This is a genomic window from Sphingomonas paucimobilis NBRC 13935, assembly GCF_000739895.2.
GTDB classification, from domain to species: Bacteria; Pseudomonadota; Alphaproteobacteria; order Sphingomonadales; family Sphingomonadaceae; genus Sphingomonas; species Sphingomonas paucimobilis.
Genome location: NZ_BBJS01000014.1, coordinates 354,367 through 367,948, shown reverse-complemented (window position 1 = coordinate 367,948; position 13,582 = coordinate 354,367). Strand labels below are relative to the sequence as shown.

Here is a 13,582-nt window from a genome sequence, read left to right as displayed (position 1 = left end):
ATTAATAGGCTATTGGATAGGTAGGCAGTCGAGATCATGAAGCACCTTATGGCCATCGTCTTCGCGCTCATTCCGCTGGCCGCTGTTGTTGGAGCCTGCGTGGCCTGCCCATAGCCCATTCGCGCGGCCGTCGGTCGCGCACCATGTTGCCGTCTCCCAAGACGCAAAAAGGGCCGCCCGGCATGCCGGGCGGCCCTTCTTTTATCGGCGGACAAGGTAAAGCGTCGGGGATCAGCCCTGCGCTTCTTCCTGCTCCGGCTGAACCTCGGCAGTGGCGCCGGGCTCTGCGTTGGGATCGTAATCCTCGGTGAATCCGGCTTCGTCACGCTCGAACATCGAGGCCATGACGTCGACGCCCTGCGCCTGCATTTCGGCTTCTTCCGGCGAGCGGGCGACGTTGACCTTGACGGTCACGGCCACTTCCGGGTGAAGCGCGACGCGCACGTCGTACAGGCCGATCGCCTTGATCGGACGGTCGAGCACGATCTGGCTCTTGTTGACCTTGTGGCCGTCGGCGACCAGCGCCTCGACCAGGTCACGCACCGCGACCGAGCCATAGAGCTGGCCGACGTTCGACGCCTGACGGATCAGGGTGACGGTGGTGTTGTCGAAAGTCTTCGATTCGACCTCGGCCTCGGCGCGACGGTTCGCGTTCTCGGCTTCGATGCGGGCGCGGTTGGCCTCGAACACCTTCTTGTTGGCTTCGTTGGCGCGCAGCGCCTTCTTGCGCGGCAGCAGGAAGTTACGGGCGAAGCCGTCCTTCACCGTGACCACGTCGCCGATGGCGCCGAGCTTTTCGACGCGCTCAAGCAGAATAACGTCCATCTCTAGGACTCCTTACTTCACGACGTAGGGCAGGAGGCCCAGGTGGCGGGCGCGCTTGATCGCCTGGGCGAGCTCACGCTGCTTCTTGGCCGACACGCTGGTGATGCGCGAAGGCACGATCTTGCCGCGCTCGGACACGAAGCCCTGGAGCAGACGGACGTCCTTATAGTCGATCCGGGGCGCGTCCTTCGCGGAGAAGGGGCAGCTCTTGCGGCGACGGAAAAACGGGCGGGCCATTATGCGGCTTCCTCTTCACGATCACGACGGGGGCGGTCAGCGCGGTCGGGGCGTTCGCCACGATCGGCACGACGCTCGCGGTCGCGCTCCTGCTTGCGCATCATCACCGAGGGACCTTCTTCATGGCCGTCCACCTTGACGGTCATGTAGCGGATCACGTCTTCGTTGATCTGGGTCTGGCGCTCCAGCTCGGCGACGACACCGGCGGGGGCGTCGATTTCGAGCATGACGTAATGCGCCTTGCGGTTCTTGGCGATCTTGTACGCCAGCGAACGCAGGCCCCAGGTCTCGGTCTTCACGACCTTGCCCTGATTGTCCTCGACGATCTTCGTGGCGGCTTCCGCCAGCGCGTCCACCTGCGCCTGTGCCAGATCCTGGCGCGCAAGGAACACGTGCTCGTAAAGAGCCATGCAGCTTACCTTATGTTGGCCGATCGCTGACGCCCACCCCATGTGGCACGCCCCTCCGGCTGTCTTCCATACTTCAATACCGTCACGCCAAAATGGCATGAGGGCGGGTGAAGCAGGTGCTTCCCGCCCAATGGTGCGCTGGCTCATAGCGATTTGGCCGCAAAAGGCAAGCGGGGAAGGGGGCGGACTTGCCAGCGGCGGGCGACCTTTCTACCGCGCGGGCCATCCACTTAACGCTTTGATGGCAGATAAGACATATGCGTGCATTCATCTTTCCGGGCCAGGGCAGCCAGGCCGTCGGCATGGGCAAGGCGCTGGCCGAAGCGAGCCCCGTTGCTCGCGAGGTGTTCCAGGAGGTCGACGAGGCGCTGGGTCAGCATCTCTATCGCCTGATGGTTGAGGGACCCGCCGACGAACTGACCCTGACCGAGAATGCGCAACCGGCGATCATGGCGAACGCCATCGCGACGCTGCGGGTGCTGGAGAAGGAAGGCGGCGTCCGCCTGTCGGAGAAGGCCGATTTCGTCGCGGGGCATTCGCTGGGTGAATATACGGCGCTGTGTGCCGCCGATGCGCTCGATCTGGCGACGACGGCGCGCCTGCTGAAGCTGCGCGGCCGGGCGATGCAGGCGGCGGTGCCGGTGGGCGAGGGGGCGATGGCCGCCCTGCTCGGCGCGGACCTGGAGAAGGCGAAGACCATCGCGGGCGCGGCGGTCGATTCGATCCTGGCCGAGGGTGGCGAGGAACTGGTCTGCACGGTCGCCAACGACAATGATCCGAGCCAGGTCGTGATTTCCGGCCACCGCGCGGCGATCGAGAAGGCGGTGACGCTCGCCAAGGATCTGGGCGCCAAGCGCGCCGTCCTGCTGCCGGTGTCGGCGCCCTTCCACTGCCCGCTGATGCAGCCCGCCGCCGACGCGATGGATGCCGCGCTGGCCGAAGCGACGATCCGCGCGCCGCTGGTGCCGGTCTATGCCAATGTCGAAGCGGCTGCCGTTGCCGATCCGGGCGCGATCCGCGCGCTGCTGGTGGCGCAGGTGACGGGCATGGTCCGCTGGCGCGAATCGGTGCTGGCCATGCAGGATGCAGGCGTGGCCCAGTTCGTCGAGTTTGGTGGCAAGGTGCTAGGCCCCATGGTCAAGCGCATCGCGCCCGACGCCGATGCGGTCAGCGTCGTGACGATGGACGATATCGAGGGGCTTCTCGCCAAGCTCTGAATTACGCGCCCGGTGCGCGACCCGGCATAAGAAGGAATTGCATATGTTCGACCTGACAGGAATGACCGCCCTCGTGACCGGTGCGTCCGGTGGCCTCGGTTCGGCGGTGGCGAAGGCGCTGGCGGCGCAGGGGGCCAAGCTCGCGCTCTCAGGCTCCAATATCGACAAGCTGGAGGCGTTTCGTGCCGAGCTGGGCGGTGATCATGTCGCGGTGCCGTGCAACCTGTCCGACCCTGCCGCCGTCGATGCGTTGATCCCGCAGGCGGTGGAAGCGCTGGGCGGCAAGCTCGACATCCTGGTCAACAACGCCGGCGTCACCCGCGACAATCTGACCATGCGGATGAAGGACGAGGAGTGGAATCAGGTCATCAGCGTGAATCTGGAGGCGACCTTCCGCCTGATCCGCGCGGCCGCCAAGCCGATGATGAAGGCGCGTTTCGGCCGGATCATCTCGATCACCTCCATCGTCGGCGCGACGGGCAACCCGGGGCAGGCGAACTATGCCGCGTCCAAGGCGGGCATCGTCGGCATGTCGAAGGCGGTGGCGCAGGAATTGGCCAGCCGTAACGTCACCGTGAACTGCGTCGCCCCCGGCTTCATGCGTTCGGCGATGACCGATGTGCTGCCCGACGCGCAAAAGGCCGCGCTGCTCGGCAAGATTCCGGCGGGCGATCTGGGCAAGGGCGAGGACATCGGCGCCGCCGTCGTGTATCTGGCGTCGAAGGAAGCGGGCTACGTCACCGGCCAGACGCTGCACGTCAATGGCGGCATGGCGATGCTCTGAGGGGCATAATCGCCACGAATGAGCGTATCCTGGTCCAACTCCGTCGCTGGACGGGCTTGCCAGAAAAGGACGCGCGTTCTACGTGCGTTCAGGAATTACCAACCCCCGATTAGATACGAGAAGGGATTACCATGAGCGAGACCGCCGACCGCGTGAAGAAGATCGTCGTCGAGCATCTCGGCGTCGAAGCCGATAAGGTGACCGAGGACGCGAGCTTCATCGACGACCTCGGTGCCGACAGCCTCGACATTGTCGAGCTCGTCATGGCGTTCGAGGAAGAGTTCGGTGTCGAAATCCCGGACGATGCCGCCGAGAAGATCACGACCGTCAAGGACGCGATCACGTATATCGACGAGAACAAGGCCTAAGTCCGGGGCCACTCGGCCCGCGGATCATGCGGGCCGAACGGGCCGACAAGGCCAGGTTTCAAACGGCTCCCCGACCCCGACATAGCGGGCGGGGAGCCGTTTTCGTTGTGGAATGGAGTGGAATATGCGGCGCGTCGTCGTAACCGGATTGGGTCTTGTCACGCCTCTGGGCGCGGACGTGGAAACCGCCTGGGCCAACCTGATCGCTGGCAAGTCCGGCGCCGGTCCGATCACGCGGTTCGATACCACGGGGCAGAAATGCACCATCGCGTGCGAGGTGAAGCCCAAGGACCATGAATATGGCTTCGATCCCGATAAGCGCGTCGACCACAAGGTCCAGCGTCAGGTCGATCCCTTCATCGTCTATGGCATCGACGCCGCCGGTCAGGCACTGGAAGACGCCGGTCTCACTGAGATGGACGAGGCGACGAAGCTGCGCGCCGGCGTGTCGATCGGCTCGGGCATCGGCGGCCTGCCGGGTATCGAGATCGAATCGGTCAACCTGCATGAGCGCGGTCCCGGCCGGGTCAGCCCGCACTTCGTCCACGGCCGCCTGATCAACCTGATCTCGGGTCAGGTCAGCATCAAATATGGCCTGATGGGGCCGAACCATGCGGTCGTCACCGCCTGTTCGACCGGCGCGCACTCGATCGGCGACGCCGCGCGGATGATCCGCGACGACGATGCCGACATCATGCTGGCCGGTGGTGCGGAAAGCACCATCAACCCGCTGGGCGTCGCCGGCTTCGCCCAGGCGCGCGCGCTCAACATGAGCATGAACGACCGTCCGACCGAGGCGAGCCGCCCCTATGACAAGGGCCGCGACGGCTTCGTGATGGGCGAGGGCGCGGGCGTCATCGTGCTCGAGGAATATGAGCACGCCAAGGCGCGCGGCGCGAAGATCTATGCCGAGGTCGTCGGCTATGGCCTGTCGGGCGATGCCTATCACGTCACCGCGCCGCATCCCGAGGGCAAGGGCGCGGAGAATGCGATGCGCATGGCGCTGCGCAAGGCGGGCATGGAGCCGTCGGATATCGACTATATCAACGCGCATGGCACCTCGACCATGGCCGACACGATCGAGTTGGCCGCGGCCAAGCGCGTGTTCGGCGACGACCTGTCGGGTGCGTCGATGTCGAGCACCAAGTCGGCGATCGGCCATCTGCTGGGCGGCGCCGGTGCGGTGGAGAGCATCTTCTGCATCCTGGCGCTACGCGACCAGATCGTGCCGCCGACGCTGAACCTCGACAATCCGGACGAGGGGACCGAGGGTGTCGACCTCGTTCCGCACACGGCAAAGAAGCGTGAAGTGAAGGCGGTGCTGAACAACTCGTTCGGCTTCGGCGGCACCAATGCTTCGCTGGTAATGAAGGCGATCTGAGCTTTCGTACCACCCTAAATCCCCGTTCAGCCTGTGCGAAGTCGAAGGCCACGGCATGCGGGGTGGGTTCAAGGCGCGCACTTCGACTTCGCTCAGTGCGAACGGCGCGTGGTATTAAATTCAACCCCGGCTACGACCGGGTCCGGTTGCAATCTGGATCAAGCCGCGCCATCGGCCTGATCGCAGCCGGACCCGGATCGGGGCCGGGGTTGTTCTATGTCCGGGGCATCGCCCCACCAAACCGGGTGAGATATGCGCAAGGTCGGCTGTATCGGGTTGCTGCTGGGGCTGATCGGCATCGCCGTATTCGCCTGGGTCGCGCATGACTGGGCCGGTAGCGGTCCGGCGCAGAAGCCGCTGGCGGTGGTCGTGCCCGAAGGCGCCAGTCTCGCCCGAGCGGCCAATGAGCTCGAAAAGGCGGGCGCGATTCGCTCGGCGAGCCGCTTCCGTCTTTATGCCCGGTTGTTCGGCGACGGCGGGGCAATCAAGGCAGGCGAATATGCGATTCCCGAAAAGGCCAGCGCGTCCGATGTGCTGGCGCTGTTGCAGGAAGGCAAGGTCCGCCAGCGGCTGGTGCCGGTGCCGGAAGGATATCCCTCGGTGCTGGTCCATGATGCGCTGATGCGTGCGGACGGGCTGACCGGCGACGTGGCGGTTCCCAAGGAAGGCTCGATCCTGCCCGACAGCTATGCCTATCAGAAGGGCGACACCCGCGCCTCGGTGGTGGCGCGGATGCAGAAGGCGATGACGGATTACCTCGCCAAGGCCTGGGCGAACCGCAAGCCCGGCATAGCGGTCAAGTCGCCCCAAGAGGCGATCATCCTCGCCTCGATCGTCGAGAAGGAGACTGGCAAGCCATCCGAGCGGCGGACGGTCGCGGCGGTCTATGGCAACCGGCTGCGCATTGGCATGCCGCTTCAGGCCGATCCGACCGTCATCTATCCCATCACCAAGGGGCGCCCGCTCGGCCGGCGTATCCTGCGGTCCGAACTTCATGCCAAGAACGGCTATAACACCTATGCCAGCCCTGGCCTGCCGGTCGGGCCGATCGCCAATCCCGGGCGTGCCTCGATCGATGCGGTGTTGAACCCCGCAGACAGCAAGGCGCTGTATTTCGTGGCGGACGGATCGGGCGGCCATGTCTTTGCCGACACGCTGGCCGAGCATAACGCCAATGTGCAGAAATGGTATGCGATCCGCCGCCAACGCGGAGAGATGTGAGCTTTAGCGCGGCTCGCTGTTTAGGCGCTGGGCGAGCTTCCGCTGCGATGACAAGGCATAGGGGCGGCAGGCGCCAGGTGCCGTCAGGAAGCGACCGGTCGCACCGTCCTGATCGGCATGGGCGGTGATCAGGATGTCGCGGGGCAGCTCGCGCATCGCCGCCTGGCCCCGAGCAAAGGCCGCGATGACCGCCTTGTTCGAGGCAGCGGAGAAGCGATAATCGTCGGTCGATACCGGGTTGAGACTGGCGGCGAAGACGACCGCTTTGCGCCACGTACTCTCACAGGCACGCCAGCTCCAGCTCATGCTGCCCATCGTATGTCCGGGGGGCGCCCGGGCGGTGACGATCGTGTTGCCCAGCGCTAGCTGCTCACCGTCGCGGATCACCCGGACCGCGCCCACGGCGGGAAAACGTCTGTCATAGCCACGCTGCGGATCGTCCGCCGCCAGCCGCCCGGTACGCGATCCCTCTGCCCCCCGCGCGCTGGCGATGACCGTCGCACCGGTGTCGCGGGCCAGCGCGGCGATGCCGCCGGCATGGTCGAAATGTGGCTCGGTGTTCAGGATATATTTGATGTCATGCGGCCGGAAACCGAGTTTCATGACATTGGCCAGGATCGCGGGCGCCCCCTGGGGTAGAGCGCCATCGATCAGGATGAGGCCACGGTCCGTGTTGATCAGCGCGACGTTCAGGCCGCCAAAGCCCACCAGATCGGCGTTGCCGAACACCCGAGCCGACGGACGTGCCGCAAGCCATTCCGCCGTCCGATTGGTGACGATCGGGCGGGTCAGCGGGGCGGGCGGCGTCGTGGGGCTGGCGGCAAGGGTGGCCAGCGGAAGGGTGGCGAATCTGGCGAACATGGTTCTAGCTCCCCATGCCATGATGGCGGCTGAAGCAGCGAATCGGATACTGCTTCTCCGTGTTGATCGACCCAAGTAGATAAATCCGCGTCAGGTCGTTTAACCTTGCTCAAACAATGATATTGCAAGCGCAAGTGAGGGAGTGCCATTGGACAAGATCTTGGGATTGAGTGAGCGGCAAAAGGCTTGCTTGCGCCTCGTCCATCAAGGGCTGCGGACCAAGGAAATCGCGCCGATCGTCCATTTGGCGCCCGCGTCGATCGACACTTATATCCGGTTGGCGATGGTCCAGCTCGGCACGAGCGATCGTCGTGAGGCAGCCAGAATTCTTGTTCAGTTTGAAAGCGTTGATCGGCCTACCCCTCAAGTGAGGGTAGATGCCGACATGGCCCCGAAAGACCCAGGTGCTGGGTCGATTTCCGACCCTTCAGCGCTATCCGAACAATTCGTATCTGGATCGGAACACCTTCCCAAATCTGATCCCGATCGCAAAAACGGGCCTCGGCGGTTCGGCCTGACGATCGCTGGATTGCTCAGGCCGCCGCCGGTCGGCGGTGTTCTGAATGACCTGACCTATGCCGACCGTATCCGCGAAATGCTGCGCGCCGCCTGTCTGATGGTGGTCGTCGTGGCCAGTCTGACGCTCATATTCATCGGGGCTTTGCGCGTTCTACGCTGAGGCCCCATTGTGGAGGCCCCATGATTACGATCGATCCGAACGATGCCGCTGCCGTTGCTCGCGATACTCAGTCCACCTTCCGCCAGATGGACGATGCCCTTCGAAGCGCAGCGACGCTGACCATTTCCTTCCTGAATGCGGTCTCGGACAGCGGCGTGACGGCCAAGGAAAGCCAGCGCATCCTGTCGGTCTTCCACAAGAGCCAGGGCGACCTCGTGGCGGCGCGGGGCGGCATGACCGACGCGACCGCGATGATGACGGGCATTCAGCGGCGCAGCAATATCGCCGAAACCGGCTTTGGTTGTCCCGGCCCCAATAATCCGCTGGATTATGCCCAGGAAAAGCAGCCCCTGCGCATCGTCGCCTGATCGGGCGCGATGATGGAATGAGAAGGTGATCGATAGCTTATGGTGCAGGTCACCTTTCTCATCCTGACGATTTTCAGCCTGATCTATGCGGGCCTTTTTGGCGGAAGGGATGGCCGATGGGCCGCGGGATTCATAGTGTTGGCGGTCGTTCTGACCATGGTGGACGACCTGCTTCGTCCCTCCTACGTGACCGTCCATCCGGTGGCGGTGGCGATCGATGTGGCCTTGCTGGGCGCGCTTATGGTGTTGATGCTGCTCAGTCGGTCCTATTGGCCGATCTGGATGGCCAGCGCGCAGATGCTGACGACGATCAGTCACTGCGCCGTCGCGTTCGTTCCCCAGTTCGTGCCGAAAATCTATTATGCGCTCAGTACGGTATGGGCGATTCCGTGCCTGGGGGCGATGGTGCTCGGGATCGCGCTCGATCGGAGATCCGGGAAGGTCATCAACTGATCGCATGGCTCGAGGCGTATCTGAAGGCTCAGGATGCCCGTCGGTCTCAATTTCCCGCCGGCTTGCTCAGCGACCCCGCCTGGGATCTGATGATCGACATGTTCGTCACCGAAGCCAAGGGCAAGCGACTGTCCGTGACCAGCGCCTCCGCTGCAACGCGAGCGGCGCCGACGACCGGCTTGCGTTGGATCAATCGGCTGGTGGACGATGGCCTGGTGACCCGGATTTGCGATCCTTCCGATCGGCGTCGGAGCTTTCTCGCCTTGAGCGACGCCAGTTGGTGGCGGATTCTCGATTGGGCGCGAGACACTCGTTCCGCCTTGGCGGTTGCCGTACAGGGCTAGGTTTCGCCATGGACCTCGCTTAATCAGGGTTGGTGACGAGGGAGCAATTTCAATCTCTGCGTGACCTGACCCTGAAAGCGTTGCTGCTGGCGGACGAACTGGGCGCGTCAAACGTCGCGCTCTGGCTGGACGCGGCACTGGTCGAGCTGACCGGACAAGGCGTTCCTCCGCCCGGCGCATCGGCGCTGCTGGGGGAGCAGAATTGATGACGGCCAGCCTATCGCAGTAATAGGCTGGCCGTCGCCGAAATGAGTTTTGCTGCCGTCCGCCTCAGCGGGCCACGGGCGTGCGCAGGACCGAGGCGGCGCGCGCCTTGGCCTCGACATCGGCCATCGATCCGCCGGTCACCCAGCTACCACCGACGCAGAGCACACGGTCGAAGGCGAGCCAGTCCGGCGCGCTCGCCTCGGTGATGCCGCCGGTGGGGCAGAAGCGGGCCTGATAGAAGGGGGCGGCGAGCGCCTTCAGCGCCTTCAGCCCGCCGCTGGTCTCCGCCGGGAAGAATTTGAAATGGGTCAGGCCCAGGTCAAGCCCGCGCATGATGTCGCCCGCATTGGCGATGCCCGGCAGATAGGGGATGCCGCTGTCGATCACCGCGGCACCCAGACGATCGGTCAGGCCCGGCGAGACGATGAATTCCGCGCCCGCATCGGCCACGTCGCGCAGTTGCTGCTCGTTGACGACGGTGCCGGCACCGACGATCGCGCCGGGCACCTTCTTCATCTCGGCCATGGCTTCCAGCGCGGCGGGGGTGCGCAGCGTCACCTCCAGCACCTTCAGGCCCCCTGCGACCAGCGCCTCGGCCAGCGGCTTGGCGGTGGCGGCGTCGTCAATGACCAGCACGGGGATGACCGCGCTGGTGCGCATGATGGTGGCGATGTCGGTCATGTATGCTCCTGGGCAAAGGCCGCGGCTGCGCCGAACAGGCCGGGCTGGGGATGGGTGATGAGCTTGACGGGGATGCGGGCCATCAGCGACTGGAACCGTCCCTTAGCGACGAAGCGCTGGTCGAAGCCCGATCGTAACAGCTTGTCCTTGATCCGGAAGCCCAGGCCACCGGCGATCACGACGGTCTTCGCGCCCTGCGCCAGCGCAAAGTCGCCCGCGACGGCCCCGAGCGCGAGGCAGAAACGGTCAAGCGCGGCGAGCGCGATCGAATCGGTGCCCTCCAGCGCTTCGGTCCAGATCTCGCGGTCGTCGCGGCTGGGCACCGCGCGACCTTCCAGCGACGCCAGCGTCTCATAGATCGCGACGATGCCCGGTCCCGAGCAGATCCGCTCGCACGACACGCGGGTATAGGTGCGGCGCAGGCGCTTGAGAATCGCGTCCTCGATCCCGTCGAGGGGGGCATAGTCCATATGCCCGCCCTCGGTCTCGATGACGTGATAGCGGTTGGGCGTCATGAGCACCTGCGCGACGCCCAGGCCCGTGCCGGGGCCGCAGACGGTGACGACGCCGTGCTCGGGCATCGGCTCCTCGGGGCCGCAGATGTGTAGGAAGTCCTCCTGCGGCACCTGCGCGACCGCATGGCCGACCGCGCCGAAATCGTTGATGACCGTATAGACGTCCGCGCCCAGCCGCTCGGGGATCAGCGAGGGGCGGATGACCCAAGGGTTGTTGGTCATGCGGATCACGTCGCCGGTGATCGGCGAGGCGATGGCGAGCGAGGCGGCCTTGGGCAGGGGGCGGCCGACATGCGCCTCGAACGCCTGCCACGCGGTCTGGAGCGAGGCATGCTCGGCGGTCTTCTGCGTGCACGGCTCGCCCAGCTTGACGACGCGGCCATTCTCGACCTCGGCGATCGCGAAGCGCGCATGGGTGCCCCCGATGTCGACGGCAACGATTTCCATGATCCTCTCCCCCTTGTCTCTTACAGGCCCGCGCCGGCGAGGATGGGCGATGCGCCCCTCTCAGCCTCGTCGGCGGCCTGGCGGAACAGCGCGAACAGCTCGCGGCCCATGCCCTGGACCGGTGCGGGCGTTTCCGCCTGTTTGCGGGTGGCCCATTCGGCTGGGTCGACCAGCGCGTTCAGCGTGCCCGCGACCGCGTCGAGGCGGACGATGTCGCCATCGCGGATCAGGCCGATCGCGCCGCCGCCGATCGCCTCGGGGCTGAGGTGGATGGCGCAAGGGACCTTGCCGCTGGCGCCCGACATGCGGCCATCGGTGACAAGCGCGACCTTGAAGCCCCGGTTCTGGAGCACGCCCAGCGGCGGGGTCAGCTTGTGCAACTCGGGCATGCCATTGGCCTTGGGCCCTTGGAAGCGGACCACGACGACGACGTCGCGCTCCAGCTCGCCCGCCTTGAACGCGGCTTGCACTTCCGACTGATCGGAGAAGACGCGGGCGGGTGCCTCGATGATCCAACGCTCGCGTTCGACCGCCGACACCTTGATACAGGCGCGACCCAGATTGCCCGACAGGATGCGCATGCCGCCATCGGGCGAGAAGGGTGCAGAGGCAGGCCGCAGGATCGTCTCGTCGCCGCTGTCGCCGACCGGGGTCCAAGAGAGCTTGTCGTCCGCGATCACGGCCGTCTGGCCATAATCGGACAGGTCCTTGCCCGCCACCGTCAGGATGTCGCGGTGGAGCAGCCCTGCCGAGAGCAGTTCGCGGATGACATAGGGCATGCCGCCTGCCGCCTCGAATCCGTTCACGTCCGCCGACCCGTTGGGATAGACCCGCGCGATCAGCGGCACGGCGGCCGAGAGGCGGTCCATATCCTCCCAGTCGATGATGATCCCCGCCGCCCGCGCGATGGCGGGCAGGTGGATCAGATGGTTGGTCGAGCCGCCGGTCGCCAGCAGGCCGACCGCCGCGTTGACGATCGCCTTTTCATCGACGCATCGGCCCAATGGCCGGTAATCCTCGCCCTGCTGCCCGATCTTGGCCAGACGGTGCACGGCGGCGCGGCTGAGTTCCTGGCGCAGTTTCGTGCCCGGATTGACGAAGGCGGCGCCCGGCATGTGCAGACCCATCACCTCCATCATCATCTGATTGGTGTTGGCGGTGCCGTAGAAAGTGCAGGTGCCCTTGGAATGATAGGCGGCGATCTCGGCGTCGAGCAGTTCGCCGCGCCCCGCCTTGCCCTCGGCATAGGCTTCGCGGACGGCGGCCTTCTGCTTGTTGGGCAGGCCCGTCGGCATCGGGCCGCCGGGGACTAAGATCATCGGCAGATGGCCGAAGCGCAGCGCACCCATCAGCAGGCCGGGCACGATCTTGTCGCAGATGCCGAGCAGCGCCGCGCCTTCAAAGGTGCCGTGGGACAGGGCGACAGCGGTGGACAGCGCGATGGTGTCGCGGCTGAACAGCGACAGCTCCATGCCCGCATAGCCCTGCGTCACGCCGTCGCACATGGCGGGTACGCCACCCGCCACCTGCGCGGTTGCGCCCACTTCGCGCGCCCAGACCTTCATGAGTTCGGGATAGCGGTAGTAGACCGCGTGCGCCGACAGCATGTCGTTATAGGCCGACACAATGCCGATATTCATGCCGCGATCGGCCTTCATGGCGTCGCGGTCTTCCTCGGTCCCGGCATAGGCATGGGCGAGGTTGGCGCAGCCCAGATTGGGGCGGCGCACCGCCGTCTCGGCCTCGTGCGCGATCAGGTCGAGATAGGCCTGGCGCCCTGGCTTCGAGCGTTCGATGACCCGGTCGGTGACGGCGGAGACGGCGGCGTTCAGGCTCATTGCTCGCTCCAGTGGATATCGATCGGCAGTTCCACCTCGGCCAGGACTCGACCGATCGGATAGGGCGACGATGCGCCTTCCTTGATGGCGTCTTCCAGCACTTTCTTCTTCTTGGGCCCCGAAATGGCGATCATGATCGCACGGGCCGAGACGATCCCGGCGCGGCTGAGCGTTACGCGTGCGACCGGCGCTTCGGGGGGCAGGGGATCGGGCATCAGGCCCAGCGCGCGACGTTCCTTCGGCCCGTTGAGCGCCTCGTCATAATCGGGGCCGGGGAAGATCGAAGCGGTATGCCCGTCCGCGCCCATGCCCAGCAGCACCAGGTCGAGCGGCCAGTGAAGCTCCTGCATCAGCGCATCGGCCGAACGACCGGCAGCCTTATAATCCGGGGTCGCCTGCGGCACGATCGGCATCACCCGCGCACCCTTGGGCAGGAAGGTCTTACCGATCATGGTGACGTTGGATAGCGGATCGCCCAGCGGCACGATGCGCTCATCGGCGGGGACGATGGTCACACGCTTCCAGTCGAGCTTGGCCTGGGCCAGTTTCTCATAGACCGGAACCGGCGTCTTGCCGCCTGACAGCGCGATCACCGCCGCGCCGCGCGCCTCGATCGCGCTTTCGATGATGAACTGGATGTCGCCGGCCAGCGCGTTCGCCATTTCGGTGGTGTCTTCATAATCCCACCATTCGATTTCGTCGGTCATGTCATCCTGTCCTGATATTGCGGGCGCGAAGCGTGTCCC

General features: G+C 65.3%; 18 protein-coding genes. 10 read left to right on the top strand and 8 right to left on the bottom strand.

Annotated elements, in window-relative coordinates:
* Window positions 1–231: 231 nt before the first annotated feature.
* Genes rplI through rpsF form a run of 3 tightly spaced genes read right to left on the bottom strand, consistent with a single transcriptional unit; the run spans window position 232 to window position 1,472 of the window.
* Complete coding sequence (rplI, locus tag SP6_RS06315; protein ID WP_007403461.1) at window positions 232–825, bottom strand: 50S ribosomal protein L9; 594 nt, start codon at window positions 823–825, stop codon at window positions 232–234.
* Window positions 826–837: 12 nt separating this feature from the next.
* The gene (gene rpsR, locus SP6_RS06310) at window positions 838–1,062 is read right to left on the bottom strand and encodes a 30S ribosomal protein S18 (RefSeq protein ID WP_007403456.1); all 225 of its coding nucleotides are present in this window, start codon (window positions 1,060–1,062) and stop codon (window positions 838–840) included.
* A complete protein-coding gene (gene rpsF, locus SP6_RS06305; RefSeq protein ID WP_037567458.1) occupies window positions 1,062–1,472 on the bottom strand; it encodes a 30S ribosomal protein S6 in 411 nt (136 codons plus the stop codon). The genes rpsR and rpsF overlap by 1 nt, the downstream gene beginning before the upstream one ends.
* Window positions 1,473–1,729: 257 nt before the next feature.
* Here rpsF and fabD point away from each other — a divergent pair, with 257 nt between their 5' ends.
* The 5 genes from fabD to mltG all read left to right on the top strand — a co-directional run bounded on the left by fabD (window position 1,730) and on the right by mltG (window position 6,443).
* Window positions 1,730–2,689: an ACP S-malonyltransferase gene (gene fabD / locus SP6_RS06300; protein WP_007403472.1), complete on the top strand. Its 960-nt coding sequence runs from the start codon at window positions 1,730–1,732 to the stop codon at window positions 2,687–2,689.
* A gap of 43 nt (window positions 2,690–2,732) precedes the next feature.
* On the top strand, window positions 2,733–3,473 hold the full coding sequence (gene fabG / locus SP6_RS06295) for a 3-oxoacyl-[acyl-carrier-protein] reductase (protein ID WP_007403586.1): 741 nt from the start codon (window positions 2,733–2,735) through the stop codon (window positions 3,471–3,473).
* 131 nt (window positions 3,474–3,604) lie between these two features.
* Window positions 3,605–3,841, top strand: a complete 237-nt coding sequence (locus SP6_RS06290) for an acyl carrier protein (RefSeq protein ID WP_007403554.1) — start codon at window positions 3,605–3,607, stop codon at window positions 3,839–3,841.
* Between the two features lie 124 nt (window positions 3,842–3,965).
* On the top strand, window positions 3,966–5,222 hold the full coding sequence (gene fabF, locus SP6_RS06285; RefSeq protein WP_007403258.1) for a beta-ketoacyl-ACP synthase II: 1,257 nt from the start codon (window positions 3,966–3,968) through the stop codon (window positions 5,220–5,222).
* 252 nt (window positions 5,223–5,474) lie between these two features.
* Entirely contained in the window at window positions 5,475–6,443 is a 969-nt protein-coding gene (gene mltG, locus SP6_RS06280) for an endolytic transglycosylase MltG (protein ID WP_007403523.1), read from the top strand.
* 3 nt (window positions 6,444–6,446) lie between these two features.
* Here mltG and SP6_RS06275 read toward each other — a convergent pair whose 3' ends face one another.
* Window positions 6,447–7,304 (bottom strand): MBL fold metallo-hydrolase, encoded by an 858-nt coding sequence (locus SP6_RS06275; protein ID WP_007403367.1) that lies wholly within the window; start codon window positions 7,302–7,304, stop codon window positions 6,447–6,449.
* Between the two features lie 148 nt (window positions 7,305–7,452).
* Between SP6_RS06275 and SP6_RS20275 the strand changes: the two genes are divergently transcribed.
* The 5 genes from SP6_RS20275 to SP6_RS20815 all read left to right on the top strand — a co-directional run bounded on the left by SP6_RS20275 (window position 7,453) and on the right by SP6_RS20815 (window position 9,354).
* Window positions 7,453–7,983, top strand: a complete 531-nt coding sequence (locus tag SP6_RS20275) for a helix-turn-helix domain-containing protein (RefSeq protein ID WP_158005299.1) — start codon at window positions 7,453–7,455, stop codon at window positions 7,981–7,983.
* Window positions 7,984–8,003: 20 nt separating this feature from the next.
* On the top strand, window positions 8,004–8,351 hold the full coding sequence (locus SP6_RS06270) for a hypothetical protein (RefSeq protein ID WP_007403319.1): 348 nt from the start codon (window positions 8,004–8,006) through the stop codon (window positions 8,349–8,351).
* Between the two features lie 39 nt (window positions 8,352–8,390).
* On the top strand, window positions 8,391–8,804 hold the full coding sequence (locus SP6_RS06265; RefSeq protein ID WP_007403498.1) for a hypothetical protein: 414 nt from the start codon (window positions 8,391–8,393) through the stop codon (window positions 8,802–8,804).
* Window positions 8,805–8,893: 89 nt separating this feature from the next.
* Window positions 8,894–9,148 carry a helix-turn-helix domain-containing protein gene (locus SP6_RS06260; RefSeq protein ID WP_126053325.1) on the top strand — a complete coding sequence of 85 codons (255 nt, stop codon included), beginning with the start codon at window positions 8,894–8,896 and terminating at the stop codon, window positions 9,146–9,148.
* 32 nt (window positions 9,149–9,180) lie between these two features.
* Complete coding sequence (locus tag SP6_RS20815) at window positions 9,181–9,354, top strand: hypothetical protein (protein ID WP_007403427.1); 174 nt, start codon at window positions 9,181–9,183, stop codon at window positions 9,352–9,354.
* A gap of 64 nt (window positions 9,355–9,418) precedes the next feature.
* On the opposite strand, the gene eda is transcribed toward SP6_RS20815, so the two are convergent.
* Genes eda through pgl form a run of 4 tightly spaced genes read right to left on the bottom strand, consistent with a single transcriptional unit; the run spans window position 9,419 to window position 13,543 of the window.
* Window positions 9,419–10,036 (bottom strand): bifunctional 4-hydroxy-2-oxoglutarate aldolase/2-dehydro-3-deoxy-phosphogluconate aldolase, encoded by a 618-nt coding sequence (eda, locus tag SP6_RS06255; protein WP_007403477.1) that lies wholly within the window; start codon window positions 10,034–10,036, stop codon window positions 9,419–9,421.
* Complete coding sequence (gene glk, locus SP6_RS06250) at window positions 10,033–10,998, bottom strand: glucokinase (RefSeq protein ID WP_007403307.1); 966 nt, start codon at window positions 10,996–10,998, stop codon at window positions 10,033–10,035. The genes eda and glk overlap by 4 nt, the downstream gene beginning before the upstream one ends.
* A 20-nt stretch (window positions 10,999–11,018) precedes the next feature.
* A complete protein-coding gene (gene edd, locus SP6_RS06245; protein ID WP_007403412.1) occupies window positions 11,019–12,836 on the bottom strand; it encodes a phosphogluconate dehydratase in 1,818 nt (605 codons plus the stop codon).
* Window positions 12,833–13,543, bottom strand: a complete 711-nt coding sequence (gene pgl, locus SP6_RS06240) for a 6-phosphogluconolactonase (protein WP_037567461.1) — start codon at window positions 13,541–13,543, stop codon at window positions 12,833–12,835. Before pgl ends, edd begins: the two co-directional genes overlap by 4 nt.
* Between the last annotated feature and the right edge of the window lie 39 nt (window positions 13,544–13,582).